This window comes from Pedobacter punctiformis, from assembly GCF_027213715.1.
GTDB classification, from domain to species: domain Bacteria; phylum Bacteroidota; class Bacteroidia; order Sphingobacteriales; family Sphingobacteriaceae; genus Pedobacter; species Pedobacter punctiformis.
Map to the genome: position 1 here is coordinate 598215 of NZ_JAPWGM010000001.1, position 20985 is coordinate 619199.

Genomic DNA, 20985 nt, shown 5'->3' on the forward strand with positions numbered 1-20985 from the left:
CCGGTTAATGATCAACGTTCTAACGGTTTAATTGCATGAAATTTTTATTAGGTGTTATTTTCGCTCTGAGTTTTATTTGCTGTCGTGCAAATATGGCAAAACCCTATAATGAAGGCTCAGAACATTCGCTGCTTCTTTTCGGGAAAGAAGTTAGTGTAAATAAAGAATTTATTAAGATTAATGTTATCAAAGACACTTCAGCATTAAGTGAGCATTTTTATTTGGCACACTACCTGATTTCTTATGAGTTGAATGCAGCTCAAAACCAATTATTACCCCTTTTATTTATTGCAATTGATTTAGAAAATAAACCCGTTATAAAATTAAATGGCAAGGTTATACAAATCGAAGACCTGAAAAAAAAATATGCCAAAGACTCACTGGGTCAGTATTCATTTATAAAGCCGTATCGTAACGATGAGGTAAATATATTTTACAAAAAGGACGAATCGAAAACGGTTAGCATAAGTAATTTGGTATACTTTAATGCCAATGTTATTGCAGGTAAAAATGTTATTACTGTAGAGTACAATGCTTCTTTGGGTAATAATAATTTTGGCTTTGTTAGAAATTTCGATCTCGAATATGCCTTATTTCCTTCAAAATATTGGAAATCTTTTGGGCCTATTCATATTGAACTTAACATACCCAAAGAATTAGGAATGAAATCCTCATCGATTGGAAATCCAGAAGTTAACGACCAAAAATACTCCTGGGTTTTAAATCAGGTTCCTGAAGAAGATTTAAAAATTTCACTTGGCCCGAATTTACCCTTCCTTGCTAAAATTTTAATTGCCATTAGCCCCTTTGGCATTGCTATTCTTTTTACATTAGGCACTATATTTATCCATTATAAAAAAGTTAAAAACCACAGGAAATCTCTAAAAACAAGTTATAACTGGGCTTTAGCCATTGGAATATTTCTTGTCCCGGTTTTATTTTACACAGTTTATTTTTCTTCCTTTTCCTTAATCGATTGGATCCTTGGTGATATTTCTTTGGATAAGCATGGGTATGTATTCTTGTTTATTTTCACCCTGCCCGTATTTTGGATTATTTATGGCCTCTTCTCATGGGCGGTCGACATTTCATTGAAAAGCAAATTTAAGCCTAAAGCAGAATTAATTGTTTAAATTAGCTTAAACGCTCAAAATAATGATTACTGCAAAATTATGGTTCGATGATTTAGTCGGACTTTTATTCCCTCGTTTGTGTAACGCCTGCGGCAGTTCGCTTGTTCACAGCGAAAATCAAATTTGCATTAAATGCCTTTACGATTTGCCTTTTACCGATTATCATACTCATGAAGAAAATCGTGTAGCCAGGCAGCTTTGGGGAAGAGTACCGTTAAATGCTGCAATGGCTATGCTTTATTTTAAAAAAGGAACTAAAGTGCAAAAGCTGATCCATAACCTGAAATACAATAACAAAACGGAGGTTGGTCTTATTTTAGGAAATCTGCTTGGCGAAAGATTAAAAACCAGTTCATTATATCAGGACATAGATTTAATTGTCCCGGTGCCGCTGCACCTCAAAAAATTTCGTTTAAGAGGTTACAATCAAAGTACTTTTATAGCAGCAGGCATTGCTCAAAAAATGAATGTTCCTTTTGATGACAGCATACTTTTGCGCAGCATTGCCACCGAAAGCCAAACCCGGAAAAGCCGGTACAACCGTTACGAAAATATGCTGGAAGTTTTTACAGTTAAAAATCAGCAAAGTGTTTTAAATAAACATATTTTAATCGTTGATGACGTAATTACCACCGGTGCCACTTTGGAAGCCTGTGCCAGCATCCTGTTAAATAATGGTGCTGCTAAGATTAGCATTGCAGCATTGGCTTTTGCAGATTAATTAAGTATCTAACCAAAACACCATTGTTCTCTTCCACAATTTTATCTAAGTTTGATTTATGCGTTTATTAATTTGTGGTTTATTGATTATTTCATCGTTTTTGCTGGCTTGCCGGAAAGATGAACGCATTACCTCAGATCCAAACGCCAGATTAAGTTTCTCAAAAGACAGCGTCTTTTTTGATACAGTTTTTACTTCTACCGGGAGCACAACATCAAGAATTAAAATCCTTAACCTAAACCCTGATGCCTTAAATGTCTCGGAAATTAAACTGGCCGGTGGAGCATCTTCTTCATTCAACATCAACATTAATGGAGAAAACACCAATCAAAAAGCAAATCTGATTATAAATGGGAAAGACTCAATAAACCTCTTTGTTAAGGTAACCATAAACCCCAGTACGGCTAATCTGCCTTTTTTAGTGCAAGATTCTATTATTTTAAACTCCAACGGCAACCGGCAAGTTATACAACTTTTGGCTTATGGGCAAAACGCAGTTTTTGTTAACAATGCGGTTATTAACACCAATGCAACCTGGGCAGGCGCACTACCTTACGTTGTAAACAATACGTTAACGGTTAAAAGCGGCTCTACTTTAACGATAGCTCCGGGCACTAAAGTCTTTTTCCATAAAGATGCAGGAATGCACATAGAAGGAAGCCTAAATGCTGCAGGAACGTTAAACAATCCTATTTTATTTTGCAGCGACAGACTAGAAGATAACTATAGTGATGAACCCGGCCAATGGAAAGGCTTATATCTAAAAAATGGAGGCAATGCACTTATTAAAAATGCAGTTATCAAAAATGCCTCCGTTGGCATTACCTCCGATTCGTTAGCTGTTAATGCAACCCCAAAATTAATTTTAAGCAATAGCATTATTAAAAACATGCAGGTTGCGGCATATATTGGCTATCATTCGGAATTAATTGCTTTTAATAACCTGATGTATAATTGTGGGAATTACCTTATTTATGGCATTGGCGGTGGCAATTACAATTTAAAACAAAATACATTGGTGGGTTACAATCCGGGCTTCCCACGTAAAACAGCTGCTTTAACCTTTTCTGATTATTTATCCGCATCTGCTTATAATAAAATGAAAATAGACCTGATCAACAACCTGATTTGGGGAAGTTTAGTAAACGAACTTGATGTCCAGCAAAAATCGAAAACGATAATACAAACCAATATCTCCAATAATCTGATCAAAACAGGAAATACCAGTTATAACACAAATGCTAATATCTTAAATGCTGATCCGCTTTTTATTTCAACGGCGGCTAATGATTTTCAGTTGTCAAGCGCCAGTCCCGCCTTAAAAAAAGGAGTTAATCTGGCTTCTGATGCTTATTTCAGCCTTTATTTGAATAAAGATTTAAAAAACAAGGCAAGAATTTTTCCCTCATCCTTAGGCTGTTACGAGAATTATTAACTTTTTTTACTTTCTCAAAAACTATTTCTGGCAAATTACGTTTATATACCCGAGAGCGTTAATTTAGATGGTAAGGGTCGATATATACTGAAAAGGATTGTCGACCCTTTACTTTTTGTAACCGATAATCGTAGTGGTTACCGAATTATCTAAACCGGATTGTAGCGGCATCCCCGATTTTTCATCGGGATACAGCGTAAAGCCGGAACATGCTGATATTTGAAATACTGGCATTGCTTTTCTTAAAGCAAAAGAGCCTCACAAATTAATGCAAGGCTCTTTTAATATAATTTCCCAAAAAGGTATTAGCAATCTATTTGTATAATGGGAAAGCGCCTACCAGTTTAATTACTTCAGCTTTCACCGCGTTTAAGTTCGCTTCATCTTCCGGATTAGTTAAAACCTGATCGATAAGCTCTACAATTTGTGCCATTTCTGTTTCTTTTAACCCACGGGTTGTAATTGCAGCAGTACCTACACGGATACCTGAAGTTACAAATGGTGATTTATCATCAAAAGGAACCATATTTTTGTTAACCGTAATTTCAGCTTTCTCCAAAGCATTTTCGGCAACTTTACCGGTAATGTTTTTATTTCGAAGATCGATCAACATTAAGTGGTTATCTGTACCACCTGAAATGATACCATACCCTTTGGCAACAAAAGCTTTAGCCATAGCCTGTGCATTGGCTGCAACTTGCTTAATGTACGTTCCGTATTCTTCTGTTAATGCTTCACCAAAAGCGATGGCTTTAGCTGCAATAATATGCTCTAACGGTCCGCCCTGAGTACCTGGAAAAACCGCCATATCAAGTAAGTTGCTCATCATGCGGGTTTCGCCTTTTGGAGTTTTTAATCCCCAAGGGTTTTCGAAATCTTTGCCCATCATAATCATACCACCACGTGGACCACGCAAAGTTTTATGAGTAGTGGTAGTCACAATATGACAGTGAGGAAGTGGATTGGCTAATAAACCTTTTGCAATTAAACCAGCCGGATGAGAAATATCTGCTAAAACTAAAGCACCAATTTTATCAGCTACCGCACGGATAAAGGCATAATCCCACTCCCGTGAGTAAGCAGACGCACCACAAATAATTAATTTTGGTTTTTCTGCAAGGGCTACTTCTTCTAATTTTTTATAATCAATAAGTCCGGTTTCTTTTTCTACACCGTAAAAAAATGGCTGATAAAGTTTACCAGAGAAATTTACAGGAGAACCGTGTGTTAAGTGACCTCCATGAGAAAGATCGAATCCTAAAATTTTATCTCCCGGCTGCAAAACGGCAAGCATTACCGCAGCATTAGCTTGTGCACCGGAGTGAGGCTGAACGTTTACCCATGCAGCACCAAACAATTCTTTAGCCCTGTCGATCGCAATTTGCTCTACAACATCCACTACCTGGCAGCCACCATAATAACGCTTTCCTGGCAGTCCTTCTGCATATTTATTGGTTAGTACTGAACCAGCAGCTTCCATAACCTGCTTGCTTACAAAATTTTCTGATGCGATAAGCTCTAAGCCATGCTCTTGTCTGCTTAATTCTTTATCAATAAGTTCAAAAATTTGGGTGTCGCGTTTCATCCTATATTGGTTTCTAATTTTTTGGCAAAAGTAAAGAATTTTATTGAGAGAGACGTTAGAAGAATGGACAATAGAATTAAACAATGTAATTACTATTCAACATTTTGGATAGTAATTCATCAAAAATAAAACAGATTACCGCATCTTTAATTTACAGCCTTTACATTGAAGTTATTATAACCGCTGCCAATTGTAATTTCTACAATTTGCTGCTGGAGCATTTCCAGAATGGCCAGGAAATTATAAACGAAATGAACTTTATTCTCTGAATTTTTTAATACCAACGCAAAATCAATCTGTTTATTAATATCAAGCAGGTTTGCAATAAAATGTTTTTGTTGCTCAATGGTATACGGATATTGCATAACCGTGTGTTTAACCTCTTCGCTGCGCAACTCATACTTTTGCATTGTGCGATGGTAAACCATCAAAAGTTTGTACAAATCCAATGATAAAAGTTCATCCTGATGGGTAGAAGATTCTGCCGCAAATGATAAATCATATTCAATATTTCCTCTGCGTTCCTGCAGCATTCTTAAATCTTCAAAAACTTTGAGTTCTTCTGCTGCCGTTTTAAATTGTTTATAGGCAATCAGTCGTGCAATTAAATCCAGTTCCGGATTAATTTCATTCCCAGTTTCATCAACTTCAATTCTGGGCAGCAGCATTTTTGATTTAATGCGCATTAAAGTTGCCGCCACTAAAATAAATTCGCTGGCAACTTCAACGTTTAAAGCCAGTAAACGGTGAATGTAAGCAAGAAAGTCATTGGTTATTTTTGCAATTTCGACATCCTGAATATTAAGTTCATCCCGTTCTATAAAAAACAGCAATAAATCGAAGGGGCCTTCGAATACGGGGAGTTTTATTTCGAAATTTTCTGCCTGCATCAGTTAAAACAAACATAGTAATTTTTTGTCTACCCATTAGCCTTATAACAAACCAATTATAATGATTTTAAATAAGCATTTTAAGCAACATTATGCTTTAAGGATTGTTTAAGTTAAGTAATCACTTTACACTTAATAGACGATTTTTCTTCAATATTAAAACAAAAATACCGTAATTTGTATCTTGTTTTTTACCAAAATACCGCATGCAAGTAAAAGCTGGCCCACTATTATCTAAAATTAACTACCCTGCTGATTTAAAGCAGTTTAGCGAAACTGACTTAGAACAAATAAGCCAGGAATTACGACAGTACATTATTGATGTAGTAAGCATAAACGGCGGCCATTTTGGCTCCAGTTTAGGCGTTGTAGAGCTAACCGTTGCCCTACACTATGCTTTAAACACACCATATGATAAATTAGTATGGGATGTTGGACATCAGGCTTACGGACATAAAATACTGACTGGCAGAAGAGATCTTTTTCATACCAACCGCATTTATAAAGGCATAAGTGGTTTTCCTAAAATTTCGGAAAGTGAATACGATACTTTTGGCGTAGGACACTCTTCCACTTCTATTTCTGCTGCATTGGGCATGGCAGTAGCCTCACAATTAAAGGGCGAAACAGATCGTCAGCATGTTGCCGTAATAGGTGATGGTGCTATGACTGCAGGGCTTGCCTTTGAAGGCTTAAATCATGCCGGAATTGAGAATAGTAATGTTTTAGTTATCCTGAACGATAACTGCATGTCTATTGATCCGAATGTTGGTGCATTAAAAGAATATTTAACCAGTATAACCACTTCTAAATCTTATAACCGTTTCCGGGATGACATTTCCAATGTGCTTACCAGTCTTTCTAAATTAGGCCCGAATGCACATAAGTATGTTAAAAAGATCGAGAAAAGTATAAAAGGAACGCTTTTAAAACAAAGTAATTTATTTGAAGCTTTAAATTTCAGGTATTTCGGTCCTGTTGATGGGCATGATGTAAAACGTTTAGCATCTATTATAAAGGATTTATCGGCTATTCCAGGTCCAAAGCTATTGCATTGCGTTACCGTAAAGGGAAAAGGCTTTGCATTGGCAGAAAAAGATCAAACGAAATGGCATGCACCAGGTTTATTTGATAAAATTACCGGAGAAATCAAAAAAAGTGTTCCTGATAAACCACAGCCTCCAAAATACCAGGATGTATTTGGACATACAATGGTTGAACTGGCCGAAGCCAATAAAAAAATTGTTGGTATTACACCAGCTATGCCTTCCGGCTCATCATTAAACATCATGATGAAAGCTATGCCCACAAGGGCATTTGATGTTGGGATTGCAGAACAGCATGCGGTTACATTTTCGGCTGGATTAGCAACACAGGGTCTGGTTCCTTTTTGTAATATCTACTCTAGCTTTATGCAGCGGGCTTATGATCAGGTAATCCATGATGTTGCCATTCAAAAATTAAATGTAGTTTTTTGTCTGGATCGTGCTGGTTTAGCCGGAGCTGATGGAGCAACGCATCATGGCGCCTATGATATCGCTTATATGCGCTGCATACCGAACATGATTGTAGCTTCGCCAATGAATGAAGAAGAACTCAGAAACCTGATGTATACTGCACAGCAGGAAAACATGGGTCCATTTGTTATTCGCTATCCACGTGGAAACGGGGTAATGCCAGATTGGAAAAGACCTTTCAAAGCATTGGAAATTGGTAAAGGACGTAAAATCTGCGATGGTGAAGATGTTGCCATATTAACAATTGGCCATGTAGGTAACTTTGCTGTAGAGGCTCGTGCAGAATTAAATAGCGAGGGCTATCACCCTGCGCATTATGACCTACGCTTTGTTAAGCCGCTAGATGAACAAATGCTGCATGAGGTATTCTCAAAATACAAACAAATCATTACTGTTGAAGATGGATCGCTTCCAGGTGGGGTAGGCTCAGCTGTTTTAGAGTTTATGGCAGATCATAATTACAATGCAAATGTAATCCGTTTAGGTATTCCGGATCATTTTATAGAGCATGGAGAACAGCCTGAATTATGGGCAGAATGTGGCTATGACAAAACTTCAATTATAGAGACAGTAAAAAAAGTAGCTGTGAAGCGCACAACAAATAGTATGGTAGGATAATTCTACTTCAATGAATATTAAAAAGGCCGGCAAATTAAATTTGCCGGCCTTTTTAGCTAGAAAATTATATGTGCTTAAAAATCGTGATATATATTTCTGAATGTGCTTCTTAATCCAATTGTAATTAAACCTGTATTGTTAGTACCTAAACTATTGCTTTCTCTCCTATAAGTACCCGCAACTTCTAAACGTAAATTATACTTAGGGTTTAATAAATACGCCACCTGACCTTTTACATAATATAAATCTGTACCTATTCCCTGCCCTATATGGCTTCCATATTGAACTGAACGGGTATCATAACTTTTAAAGATATCACCACCATAGTTCATATCAGCAGGATCTAAACCATATCTGGAATACAAGGCCTGTCCCTGGAAATCGAAACGCTTATAGCTATAATTCAACATTCCTAAAAACTCTCTAAAGTTAGCACCTCGTGGATGTGCTAAAGATTGGTTGTAATTGGCATAATTAGAGATTCTATCAAAATGAGCATAAGTATACGGGCGGGCAGTGTTAAACTCTGCTAAATAATTTAAACCTGGGACTTCAAAAAGATCAGATCCGCGAACACCGAATTGTATTGCAAATTTATTAGCCCAATAACCGTTCCCTGCAAAAAATTCTTTAGCAGTAAACTCATCAAACATAAACTGACCATATAAAGTAGTCTTCTTTAACAATTCATATTTAAGATTCACGCCTAAACGCATTTTATCAGGGGAAGTCGTATTTGTACTCTCTACTGAACGCAGAAACATGAACGGATGGATGTAATTAAAATCAAATCCTCTTTTTCCTTCAACTTCTGCATCTGCCCAGGTAACAGCCTGAAAGAAACCAACAGAAAAACGATTCGTTGCATTCCAATCCACATAGTGGGCTGCCATCCATTTACCACGATCTCCTAAACGCCTGTCTGAAGCTAATTTTGGAGCTCCGGGATCTAACATATAAGCAAAAATAGTTTGGTATTGTACACTACCCAATGCAGCTCTTACTCTGAAGAAAGAATAATTTGATGATACGTCAGAAAGTAACATGGAGCGATAACCATCACCAATAAAATTTTTATCATAGCCCAAAGCAAAATTTAAATATTTACTCGGAGTATAAGAAAGTAATGCCGTAACATAAGACCAATCCTGCTTATCCGTGCCCAATTTACCATAGCCTTGGCCCGGTACAACTTGATTTTGAACAATAAAATTATTTACATAATTAGCAAACTTACCTTGATTTTCAAATCCATTAAGGTAAAAAGAAAATTGCTTCCCTACATTACCCCCAACCTGAAAACCGCGGGTATTTAACCAGGTTGTTCTATTATTACTAATATCTCTCCCGATTTGGAAATCTGGAAGAAGATCAGCGTAAACATTGTAATCATCGTTTTTAAATTCCAAAAGATGTTCCTGAAATAATTTCCGGTGAACCCAACTCCTTTTATTCAAACTATCTGTGCCGGCATTCATTAAAGAATCATACTGCTGGCTCAATTTACTGTCATCAGCATAAAATCCTTTTATTGCGGAGTGAAATTTAGATTGCTGATTATAAATTGATGGGTTCAGTTTTTGATAAAACTGATAATCATAAGGGATAATTCTATTTGGAGTTTCCTGAGCTTTTGCAGATAAAACAAAAAAGGCCATAAAGGCCATGTAAAGATATTTTCTCATCAATATTAATCGTTTATAAGTTTATCTAACTCTTCAAAAACAGAGTTCTTACTTTTAAATTCGGGTACAAGTTTTTTCATGTTCATCACAACCTGTCTGTCATTACCAGACCTGGCAGATAAAATCAATTCATAAATCTGATTTTCAACATCTTCAAAAATATACTCCCTCACCTTCCCTATCATGATTTTTTCATGATGAGTAGGCATTGTATTTTCATTATCGTTGAGTAATTCTTCGTATAATTTTTCTCCTGGACGTAAACCAGAGTATTCTATCTTAACATCAACATTAGGTTCTAAACCAGCCAAACGAATCATTTTTTTAGCCAGCTCAACAATCTTAACAGACTTGCCCATGTCAAAGACGAAAATTTCACCGCCCTTACCCATACAACCCGCTTCAAGCACTAAGCGACAAGCTTCGGGAATTGTCATAAAATAACGGGTAATCTCCGGATGGGTAACCGTTACCGGCCCCCCCTTTTCAATTTGTTGTTTAAACCGTGGGATTACAGAACCGTTTGAGCCTAATACATTACCAAAACGCGTTGTAATAAATTTTGTAATAGGTTTAACATTTAGTTCATTAATGTAGCTTAATCCGTTACTAAAAATGAAACCAGCCGTACTTAAAGAATTATTAAGGGATTGCACATAAATTTCAGCAATTCTCTTCGAAGCACCCATAATATTGGTCGGATTTACAGCCTTATCTGTAGAAATCATCACAAACTTTTGGACACCATATTTAACTGCTTTATCAGCAATAGTTTTAGTTCCTAAAACATTCGCCTTAATTGCTTCAGCAGGATTATCCTCCATTAAGGGCACGTGTTTATAAGCAGCAGCATGATAAACGTAGTGAGGTTTATAGGTGCTAAACAACTTGTCCATCCGTTGTTCATCACGAACATCTCCCACAAAAGCATGAAAGTTTTTATTCCGGTTATTTTCTTCTAATTCTAAATATAATTCATGCAATGCGGTTTCACTTTGATCGCAAAGAATAATCAGGCCGACATCAAATTTGGATAACTGACGAACAATTTCACTTCCAATTGAGCCCGCCGCTCCTGTAATAAGAATCCTTTTATTATTAAGCATCTCCCCGATCCCGTCAATATCAATCTTAATGGATTTGCGATTCAGCAAATCTTCGATATTTAATTTTTGAATCTGTGCTGGCTGCAGCTTTCCATTTGTCCAAACATCAGCTGGTGGAATATTTAGAATTTTAATATCATTTTCCAGACATAAATCTACTATCTGATCTTTTCGTTCATCGGGAATGGTATAGGAAGCAAAGATAATTTCATCCAGTTGATGTTCCTGGATTAAATACTCCAGGTTTTTGGCATCTAATATTTTTACTCCATCAATGGTCTTTCCAACTTTACGTTCATCATCATCAACAAAAGCCATGATATTTTTATTTACCCTGGCATCATGATCAAATGTGCGTTTGGTTGCTAATCCGGCTTCACCCGCTCCATAAATAATAACTTTTTTCTTATCAAGCTTTAAGTTCTTAATATATAAGAAAAAGTACTTAATCATTACTCTATATGTAATTAATAGTAAAAAGCTAGTTAATCCATTAGTTATAAGAATAGTATTAGAAATTAACGGGCCATTAAAAAAGCTAATAAAAATGAGATTAAGTACAAAGAAGTTACCGTTTGCAATGAGTACGGAAAATAAGATTCTAAATGAGTCCTGAGCGCTGGTATAACGAATAATTCCAGTATAAGTTTTTATATGAAAAAATACAGCAATATTAATTACAGCCAGAATTAATAAATTTCTGGCAAGTTCAGGTATTTCCACTGCCGTTAAGTCCAGATTATGCTTTAGACTGTAAGCAAAAATCAAGGAAAACGAACAAATGATCAAATCTAATAAGAAGATGATCCAACGGGGAACAATATTGATTTGCGTAAACAAAATACTATAGGCTTTTTTTATATAAAGATAAGTATTAAAATCATATCAAAACTAAAATATAAATACTTATCTAGTGATACTACCAAACAACTATCCTGCCAAAAGTTTCAATTTATATGGTACAAATTTGGCTCCTTTACTTCTAAGCTACTCTAAGTTAAGAAGATGCTTCTTCCCTTCTAACTTAAAGCGGGTTAATAAAAACAATAAACCACAGATAAAAATTAAAATTAAATTAAGTAAAGGCGAATCTTTAGTCCAAAAAATCAGGCACAAATTTATTAATAACTGAAGAGCAAAATATAAGGTAGAGACTCTCAAATGTGGCCATTTTAACTCATTAGACAAATATTGATAAAAATGACTACGATGTGCCTCAAAGATATTTTCTTTTCTAATTACCCTAAAAAATATGGTAAAAACAGTATCCAAACCGTAAAGTAAAAATAATAAGATATAACTAAAGTTCTGCGTTTTTAAAACTAGCTGACCTATTAAAAAAATTAAAATAAAAGCTATACTTACACTCCCAACATCACCTGCAAAACATTTTGCTTTTTCTCTAAAATTAAAGAAATTAAAAACTAGTAGAGATAGGCCAGTAAGTATAATCAGATTTTGATTTGTAAAAGCATACAAAGTATTCAGATAAAATAACGTTATAATGGTTACTAAACTATATGCTCCGGTAATTCCGTTAATACCATCCATGAAGTTGTAGGCATTAATGGTTCCGATTACGAAAATAGCTGCAATAATTAACCAATACCAGTTAAAATCAAATAAATTCCATTGGTAAAACATTAAAGCAACTGCAAGTAAGTGTATGCTCAGTCTTATTTTATTATTTAATGTTATAATATCATCAATAAAGCTGATGCCAGAGATTAAAAATAATCCGATTATGAAATATGGATATTCAAAATCAAACAAAAAGCAGAACAGAATGGCCGCAACGGCAAAAATTATCCCACCTCCTCTAATTGTAACCTGCGTATGCGAGCTTCGGTGATTGGGTTTATCAATTATATTGAAATGATCGGCTATTTTGAAATAAAAAAACTCTATCAAAAACAAGGAAATCAAAATAATTACAGTAGAAAGAAGTGACATCATAATTTATAAAATGCAAAGATAAAGAATTAATCTATGTTTGATTAGCTATGTTCGTCTGGACTCTCTTTAAAAGATTTTGCTGTAATTGTTAACCCTGTTCTAGTACTTAATGGCAGGTCAATATTTAAGGCTTTTTTTAATTTTTGATTACTAACCACATAATTTTCTGTTAATTTGTTTAAACGCTCTGTATTCAAGGGTATTTTAAAAACATCGCCTAATTTTGCAATTCCCTTAATTAAAACAGAAGAAATCGCCCAAAGTTTAGGCTTTTTTGATAAAGATTCCGCTAAAATACTTACCACTTCATTAGTTGATAAAGCTTCATCATCTGCGACTTGATAAACTCCCGAAGGAACATCTTTCTCTAGTAAGTTTGCAATTACAAAACATAAATTTTTGACGCTTAAAAATGACCGTTTATTTTTAAATGCAGCTAAAGGATAAGGCACACCTTTCTGAACAAATTTATATAATAGATTTAGGTTACCTTTATTTCCTGGCCCATGAATCATACAGGGACGTAAAATATAATAAGACTTTCCTTCTGGCAAGGGTTGGCTTTCTATATATTTTTCTGCCATTAATTTCGATTTGCCATATGGAGTCTGAGGATTAGGAATACTATTCTCGGTTAACACATCATTTACAGTGTCTGCCGCAGCTTTAACAGAACTTACAAAAATAAATTTTTTAGCATCCGACTTTAAGAAAGCATCATACAGTTTTTTTGTCAATTCAAAATTTACTTGATAATATTCATCTGGATTTGATGTTTTTTTAAGATCATGGGCCTTACCGGCAAGGTGAATAATAAAATAGCTATGTGCCAAATCTTCAATAGAAATACCCATTAACTGCTGGCGATTAATTGTCTTTATCTGGAATTTTTCAAGGTTTTTTATTAGATTTTGACCAACAAAGCCAGTAGAACCAGTTATTAGTATACTCATAGAATTGATGCTATAAAATTTTATAATTGCAAATATTTCTTAAATATTTTTCTTTTTTCATCTTTAGAGGGATAATTTATCAAAACTGCATTAAATTGACCTTTATAAACAAATAGACTTCCAACACCGATACCTATTACACCATACTTTTCTACGATTTTCTCAATTTCCTCTATCGAGCTAAGTCCGCCCATTATAGTTATCGGTACTGAAATATATTGTGAAAAATACGACAATAAATTTAAATTTATCCCATTTTTAGTTCCATCCCCATCAATGCAATTGATAATTATTTCCCCTATTCCAAATTGCTGTAATTCTTCACAAATTTTAACCGGGTCTTTATCAATTAATTTTTTACCATTATCTGTAAGGATCGAATAATTTCCATTTGCATTAACTTTAACATCAAGAACACCAACCACACTCTGAGAGCCAATTTTTTCATTTAACTTTTGTATAATATTAATATCTTCAAATAATATGCTACTCAGTGCAATCTTTTCGATACCAAGATTAACTATGTCCACTGACTGTTTAACGCTTTTTATTCCCCCGCCATAACAAACCGGCATTCTGCACTGTTTTGCAATTTTTTCTAACAGCTCCAAATTTGGTGACATATTATTTGCAGAAGCCGAAATATCAAAAATCAATAATTCATCCGCCTCAAACTCACTAAAAATTTTCGAAGTATTAATTGGATCACCAATATAAGCTGGGTTTTTAAAATTAATGGTTTTAACCAATTCATCATTTGATATTAATAATGAAGGTATTATTCTTGGCAGTAACATCCTATAACTTAATAAAATTCTTTATCAATTCACTTCCATTCAAATGGCTCTTCTCCGGATGAAACTGCACTCCATAAATATTTTCTTTGGAAATAACAGAATGAAAATCTATACCGTAATTCGTTGTTGCCTGTACATTTTCTAAAAGATTGCATCTCACATAATAACTATGTAAAAAATAAAATTCTGGCCGTTGAGCTAAACCTTTCAGAAGTTGAGAGTTAGTATGAATAGATAAATCATTATACCCCATATGGGGAAGTCTGATGCTAAATTCGTTACTTTGCAATTTAAGTACTTCACCATCAATCCATCCCAAACCTAAATTCTTCCCTTCTTCACTTTTTTCAGTTAACATATGCATTCCTATACAAATACCTATAATTGGAATATTTTTATTAAACACTACTTGTTCTATAACATCACGTAATCCTGATCTATTGAAACTATTCATCGCATTATCAAAAGAGCCCACTCCCGGTAATATTAATCTATTAGAATTTAAAATATGTTCTTTTTTAGTAGCGATACAATAATTTTCACCCAATAATTTTAATAAAGATACAATGGCTTTTATATTACCAATTCCGTAATCAATTATTGTTGTCATCTATAAAGTCTTTTTTCTTTTCCAAACAATCTAAGCATTTTAGAACCTATTTTTATAAGCCTTATTTTATTGGGATAATCATAAGCTGTCTTATTGGGCTTGTTAAATATATCCATTAACTGATCTCTGTTTAAATCTAATTTATCAGCTATATATTCAAATTCTACAGCTAATAATTCCTGAGACATTTCAGGCTTGCTAATTCTTATCAATGCCTCCTCCCTGGTCATTTGTCCGGTTAATATTAAACTAGAAAAGTGTACTTTCCTTCTATCATACCCAAATTTATTTGGCAACCAATAATCCTCGTAAAAACGGGTAAATCGTGATTCATGATGCTTATGTTGGAAAGGCGTCCATTTAAATTTTCTCGCTAATAATCTTTCTGCTTCTATTTTAACAAATGGAGTATAATTTAATGGTGTAAAAACCTTTATACCATACATATACCTATTTAATATTTTATAGTCTAAAATATCCATTATCGGAAATTTTTTTAGCTCTTTAGTACCAAATTGTTTATGAATATTCCCAATAAGTCTCGAATCTACTCCGGGATATGCACCCCAGTCATTAGGTTCCCTGCAGCATTCAGTGCTAAAATTACCTCCCGTTATCACATATTTAATCTTATATTTTCTAGCAAACCTGTATAAAGAGGAGAAAAAAGCTGCATCCTGAGGAATATCTTGATCTGGTATTTGTGATTTAAGAAAAGACAATTGAAGATCCTTCATTTCTTCCCAATTTATTACATCTGTTACCAAGTCTAAATTTAAGCCTTGTACTAGATTATCAATATTTTTGGAAGCTATATGTGTATTCCAACCCGCATCAACATGATATAGCAAAGGACGTAAGCCCATAATTTCTTTTACAACATATGCAGCATAAGAACTATCCAATCCACCACTTATGCCAAGTATACAATCGAAATTTCCAGTCTTTACTGATTTTATTTTTTCAGCCATTTTATGTAAAAAAGCCTGTTGATTATTCCCAAATTTCCAGTTTGGGACAATATTATCTCTAAAATTTGTAAAATAATCACTTTCTCCCATTTCATTAAAAGAAATGTTGAGATCACTCGTATCCATAATTGTTTTTTGACAAATTTGATAATCCATAAATAATCATAAAATTATTCTATTAGCTGCGGAGGTATTGTTGTAATGCCCACAATATTATTAATATCAATTTATATGCCGTTTAATAAAAAGAATTAACTAACATAGGTAAGGTTTATTTATATTATTACACCATCTACAATATATTAATTCTATAGAACAGCTAGACAGTTGTTAAATAATCAAGGTTATAGCACAATATCATAGTCTCTTTAATCCAATTGGAATAAATTACCATTCATTAATTTCGTCCTATAGTGATAGTCAATAAGTTTCTGAAAAACTTCTTTTTGGGATGACTTAAATAAATTAGCTTTCTAAATTTTACTTCTTCAACCTAATTTTTGCGGATACTATTTATGTTACGTTTTGTTACAGTGTAATTTTATAAAATATTAGACTAATTTTCGTTTAAGAGCGTAACTACAAATGTACTACAGTTAATAATTAAAAACATAATGTATTGATTATAAGCAAAAAAATATGATCAATAGAATAATGAATCTGTCTGCCCGTTTTAGTTTTTCCTAAGGCATAAGTCAATATCGTCGACAATATTCTTTATAAACAATAGCTTATTTTTCACTTTATTTGTAATTAATTCAATAATGTCATTAGTTGATGTATTTGATTATTAGTTTTAAGTATAGATGCTTTTGCATTTCCATTTGCAGAGCACATAGCTTCAAATATGGAGAGTTCATCCATAGGATCAAAAGTGATGCTTGGTTCACATACTGCATAAACATATTCCATGTCTGATGCAATAATTTTACATCCGTTTTCTATAGCCTCTATTAGGGGAAGACCAAAACTTTCACATAACGATGGATAAATTAAATAGGTTGCGGATGAATAATATTTATTTAGTTCGCTTCTATCTATAAAACCTATATTTATTAAAGGGAAACCCTCTAATTGTTTAGTTACTATTATTTTTAAAATTGCCGGGTAATTACTAGATACCGTTAAGGTTAGAGTGCCATAACCGTACTCACTATAAAATTTACAAAACGCATTAATTAATCTAATATGGTTTTTGTGCGGATCCGCATTTGCAATATAAATAAAGCTATTCGGCACCCTAATAGTTTCTGTATGTTTAAAAATTAATGGATAGAAAGGAATTACCAGCATTTTATCTTCCGGAAGACAAAATACACTGTTCAAATTTTCTTTAATAGATTTACTTTGTACAATTAAATAGTTAGTATTTTTAAGTAAATATTTAAAAACCAATCCTTTTAACTTAAATATACAGGTCGTTTTTAACGGCACATCCTTTGGTATTTTCAAGTATAACGCTTGATGGAAATATGTATATACTTTGGCATCTATATTAATATTTGGTGCTAGATCCGCAAAGCATAATACTGTACTAAATGTTGCTTTATTACTTTTATAAAACTTATATCTATTATAAAGTGAGGCTTTCATAAATATAATAGTACTATTCTCTATGTTTCTAAATGATGATTGCATACGAGAATCAAGCAAATAAGTTACGTTCTTTTGAGATAATAATAGCTCGTCTATCAGGTATTCAAGTAACACCCTACCTCCCCCATTATTTATATATAAAGCATCTATTAAAATCATTAAACTTTAGCAACTATTTATTTTCTTGTTTAAATTGTCTAAATAAATGAATTATTTTAATCAGCAAAACATCTCTGTTAAAATTTTCTTGAAAATAGCGCCCACCATTTTCGCCCATTTCTACCAATTGATTGGTTGGCATTTGACGTAATTTTATAACTTGGCTAGCAAGCGCAATTGGATCCTCTGCATTTGCAGTAAATCCAGCATTCGCAGCTTTTACAATATTTGCTCCTTCACCATCTAATGATGCCAATATTGGTTTGGAACATGCTAAATAAGATTGCAATTTTGACGGTATAGTTAAACTAAAAATAAAATCCTTTTTTAGACTTACCAGTAAGCAATCTGCACAGGCAAAAAAATAAGGCATCTTTTCGACAGGGAAAGAACCCAGGAGGATGAAATTTCCTTCTAATCCATACTCCAATACTTTTTGATGCAAATAATGCTTTTTTCTACCATCGCCTAATATTATCCATTTTATATCTGGTTGCTCTTGAGCTACAATTTTTGCTGCCTCAATAATGGTCTCAAAATCTTGTGCCTCTCCTATATTGCCTGCAAACATAATTTTAAACCCATTTGGCAACAAGCTTAGACAGTCGTTATTAATTGCCGTTTTCTTAAAAAAAGTTTCTACGGTATTTGGATAAAATTCAATTTTTGAGTTATCAATTCCTTGCTCATTAATAATGTTTCGAAATCCTTCTGATTGTATCAGGATTTTATCACATCTTTTGTAAATCCATTTTGTTAAACTATCTAAAAATTTAATTATGCTTTTGTTGTGTATGCCACCAGCCGCTGTTACGCTATGTGGCCATAAATCTTGCACCCAGATAAAAAGGCTGGCTTTTTTTAACCACTTTAAAAAGATTGCTGGAATTGCAGTTGTTATAGGAGAAGGTTGAAAAACTAGGATATGATCAAACTTTCCTTTAATTGTTAAAGACCGAAGAGTTCCAAAGATCATAAATGAGAGGTAGTTGAATGCCAAATTTAGCCCTTTGCCATTATGGCGTCGGAATAATGGTGCCCGATGTATTTTAATACCATTCCAAATCTCAGTTCGTTTACCAAAAAATGAGTACCCAGAATAGTATTTGCCTTTTGGGTAGTTTGGCTTACCAGTCAGCACCTCTATCTCATGTCCCTTTTCTTGTAAACCCAAAACAAAATCATTTATTCTAAAATTCTCAGGCCAAAAGTATTGCGACACAACCAAAATCCTCATCTTAATCTACTTTAATCAAATTTGTAACTATACAAATCTTTGTGTTTGATCATCCAATCTTTCATTTCCTTAATCATAACTTCATATTCAGGCACTTCGTAATTAAAATCCTGTTTAGTTTTAATTAAAGATTTATCAACCTTATAGCCATCGTAAGGTGCAATTTCAACATCGGCTTTATTAAAAATATTTTTAAAAAGTGTAGTTAACTCGTACTTATTTATCTTTTTGTTATTAACCAGATGTTGCAAACCTATTGCATTTTGCAATATAGCCTGATGTACCGCTTTTGCAAGTTCAATAGTGGTTACACCACTCCAAAATGCTTCATTGTAGCCATTAATTTTCCCATTTTGTTGCATAAACCAATGAAATAAGCCTATGCCATCTTGTTTCAACTCCGGCCCTATAATCGAAGTTCTAATAGTTAGATTGTTACCATAAGTCACTTCTCCTAAAGCTTTTGTTTCTGCATAAAAACCTTGTCCGTCTTTTATGCTATCCTCAGTATATGAACCTTTTTTCCCATCAAATACACAATCAGTACTGATATGTATTAATTTGAAGTTAATTATCTTTCCAATCTTCGCTAAGAAATGTGGAAAGTAACTATTTAATAAAATAGATTTCTCAGGATTATCCTCAGCATCTCTATTTAATATACCAATACAATTAACTACATAGTCAGGTTTTTCTTTTTCTAAAATCTGACTTAAAACTTTAAAATCAGTCACATCAACTTGATAAGAAGGCGCATGGCTATCGGTGCCTCTCGCTACATCTATAATCTCAAAATTCGTATTTTCTTTTAGATATGTATAAATTACATGACCAGCCATGCCTTTTGAGCCAATAATAAACACTTTTCTCATTTGTTCCAAGTTACTCTATTTACAATTGATGTATAACTTTGTATTGCTTTAATTACTCTATTTGACGTATTTTCTACTTTATACTCCCAAGGAAGTTCGTCTCCACTGCCCTGAGTTCCTTTAACGACCTCAATGGCTTGTAGGATTTCATCTTTACTTATGCTGCCCAAGACAATGGAGCCAGCATCTATAGCCTCTGGTCTTTCTGTACTTGTTCTAATACTTATTGCTGGAAAATTCATCATAGCAGATTCTTCACTAATCGTTCCGCTATCCGACAATACGATATAGGATTGTTGTTGTAAATGAACGTAATCAAAGAAACCCAAAGGCTGCACATTTTGGATTAGCGGATGAAATTGGATATTTTTTTCTTTTATCCTCTTTTGTGTTCTGGGATGAGTGGAAAATATAATTGGCATTTGATACTTCTCTGCAACAGCATTTAGGCTTTCTGCAAGAATATCAAAATGATTTTTTAAATCGATATTTTCTTCTCTATGAGCACTTACAACAATGTATTTTCCATGTTCTAATTTAAGTTTATCAATTATAACAGAATTTTCAATTTGCACTGCATATTTACTGAGAACCTCTTTTAGGGGTGATCCTGTTACAAATACGTGATCTTTTCTAAAACCTTCACTTAATAAATATCTTCTACTATGTTCTGTATAGCACAAATTGATATCACTGATATGGTCTGAGATTTTTCGATTAATTTCTTCTGGAACATTTTGGTCAAAACATCTATTACCAGCCTCCATGTGAAAAATTGGAATTTTCAACCTCTTTGCAGCAATAGTTGATAATACACTGTTAGTATCACCTAATACAAGCAATGCATCAGGCATTTCATCATACAATACTTCGTAGGATTTTGCAATGACATTACCAATAGTTTCACCTAAATTTTTACCAGCAACACTTAAAAAATAATTTGGTCTTCGAAGTTCAAGGTCTTCGAAAAAAATCTCATTTAATTCATAGTCATAATTTTGACCAGTATGAATTAGGATATGATCAAAAAACTGATCACATTTTTTTATACATTCTGCTAACCTTATAATTTCAGGCCTGGTGCCTACTATAGTGGCTACTTTTAATTTTTTCATATGTTGTGTGTACTTACATCCATTTTTTA

17 protein-coding genes are annotated in these 20985 nt (G+C 33.7%); 4 read left to right on the plus strand and 13 right to left on the minus strand.

Going from position 1 to position 20985, the window contains the following annotated elements:
• Window positions 1-35 precede the first annotated feature (35 nt).
• Genes O0955_RS02675 through O0955_RS02685 form a run of 3 tightly spaced genes read left to right on the plus strand, consistent with a single transcriptional unit; the run spans window position 36 to window position 3289 of the window.
• Window positions 36-1133 carry a hypothetical protein gene (locus O0955_RS02675; protein ID WP_269425979.1) on the plus strand — a complete coding sequence of 366 codons (1098 nt, stop codon included), beginning with the start codon at window positions 36-38 and terminating at the stop codon, window positions 1131-1133.
• Between the two features lie 22 nt (window positions 1134-1155).
• Complete coding sequence (locus O0955_RS02680) at window positions 1156-1854, plus strand: ComF family protein (protein WP_269425980.1); 699 nt, start codon at window positions 1156-1158, stop codon at window positions 1852-1854.
• A 58-nt stretch (window positions 1855-1912) separates the two neighbouring features.
• Window positions 1913-3289 (plus strand): hypothetical protein, encoded by a 1377-nt coding sequence (locus O0955_RS02685; RefSeq protein WP_269425981.1) that lies wholly within the window; start codon window positions 1913-1915, stop codon window positions 3287-3289.
• A gap of 313 nt (window positions 3290-3602) precedes the next feature.
• Here O0955_RS02685 and glyA read toward each other — a convergent pair whose 3' ends face one another.
• On the minus strand, window positions 3603-4874 hold the full coding sequence (gene glyA / locus O0955_RS02690; protein ID WP_269425982.1) for a serine hydroxymethyltransferase: 1272 nt from the start codon (window positions 4872-4874) through the stop codon (window positions 3603-3605).
• Window positions 4875-5020: 146 nt separating this feature from the next.
• Entirely contained in the window at window positions 5021-5764 is a 744-nt protein-coding gene (locus O0955_RS02695) for a segregation and condensation protein A (RefSeq protein ID WP_269425983.1), read from the minus strand.
• A 206-nt stretch (window positions 5765-5970) separates the two neighbouring features.
• Here O0955_RS02695 and dxs point away from each other — a divergent pair, with 206 nt between their 5' ends.
• Window positions 5971-7899, plus strand: coding sequence for a 1-deoxy-D-xylulose-5-phosphate synthase (gene dxs, locus O0955_RS02700; RefSeq protein ID WP_269425984.1), 1929 nt, complete (start codon window positions 5971-5973; stop codon window positions 7897-7899).
• A gap of 74 nt (window positions 7900-7973) precedes the next feature.
• On the opposite strand, the gene O0955_RS02705 is transcribed toward dxs, so the two are convergent.
• From O0955_RS02705 to wecB, 11 genes are all read right to left on the minus strand, one after another.
• The gene (locus O0955_RS02705; protein WP_269425985.1) at window positions 7974-9584 is read right to left on the minus strand and encodes a gliding motility protein RemB; all 1611 of its coding nucleotides are present in this window, start codon (window positions 9582-9584) and stop codon (window positions 7974-7976) included.
• Window positions 9585-9589: 5 nt separating this feature from the next.
• Complete coding sequence (locus tag O0955_RS02710) at window positions 9590-11530, minus strand: polysaccharide biosynthesis protein (RefSeq protein WP_269425986.1); 1941 nt, start codon at window positions 11528-11530, stop codon at window positions 9590-9592.
• 147 nt (window positions 11531-11677) lie between these two features.
• Complete coding sequence (locus O0955_RS02715) at window positions 11678-12463, minus strand: MraY family glycosyltransferase (protein ID WP_269425987.1); 786 nt, start codon at window positions 12461-12463, stop codon at window positions 11678-11680.
• A 224-nt stretch (window positions 12464-12687) separates the two neighbouring features.
• The gene (locus tag O0955_RS02720) at window positions 12688-13599 is read right to left on the minus strand and encodes an NAD-dependent epimerase/dehydratase family protein (protein ID WP_269425988.1); all 912 of its coding nucleotides are present in this window, start codon (window positions 13597-13599) and stop codon (window positions 12688-12690) included.
• 20 nt (window positions 13600-13619) lie between these two features.
• Window positions 13620-14396: an AglZ/HisF2 family acetamidino modification protein gene (locus O0955_RS02725; protein WP_269425989.1), complete on the minus strand. Its 777-nt coding sequence runs from the start codon at window positions 14394-14396 to the stop codon at window positions 13620-13622.
• A gap of 1 nt (window position 14397) precedes the next feature.
• Complete coding sequence (gene hisH, locus O0955_RS02730) at window positions 14398-15006, minus strand: imidazole glycerol phosphate synthase subunit HisH (RefSeq protein WP_269425990.1); 609 nt, start codon at window positions 15004-15006, stop codon at window positions 14398-14400.
• Window positions 15003-16133, minus strand: coding sequence for an N-acetyl sugar amidotransferase (locus O0955_RS02735; protein WP_269425991.1), 1131 nt, complete (start codon window positions 16131-16133; stop codon window positions 15003-15005). The genes hisH and O0955_RS02735 overlap by 4 nt, the downstream gene beginning before the upstream one ends.
• Before the next feature lie 597 nt (window positions 16134-16730).
• The gene (locus O0955_RS02740) at window positions 16731-17732 is read right to left on the minus strand and encodes a glycosyltransferase (RefSeq protein ID WP_269425992.1); all 1002 of its coding nucleotides are present in this window, start codon (window positions 17730-17732) and stop codon (window positions 16731-16733) included.
• Window positions 17733-17745: 13 nt separating this feature from the next.
• Window positions 17746-18969: a glycosyltransferase family 4 protein gene (locus O0955_RS02745; RefSeq protein ID WP_269425993.1), complete on the minus strand. Its 1224-nt coding sequence runs from the start codon at window positions 18967-18969 to the stop codon at window positions 17746-17748.
• An 11-nt stretch (window positions 18970-18980) separates the two neighbouring features.
• A complete protein-coding gene (locus O0955_RS02750) occupies window positions 18981-19841 on the minus strand; it encodes a dTDP-4-dehydrorhamnose reductase family protein (RefSeq protein ID WP_269425994.1) in 861 nt (286 codons plus the stop codon).
• Complete coding sequence (gene wecB / locus O0955_RS02755) at window positions 19838-20956, minus strand: non-hydrolyzing UDP-N-acetylglucosamine 2-epimerase (protein ID WP_269425995.1); 1119 nt, start codon at window positions 20954-20956, stop codon at window positions 19838-19840. The genes O0955_RS02750 and wecB overlap by 4 nt, the downstream gene beginning before the upstream one ends.
• Window positions 20957-20985: the final 29 nt, after the last annotated feature.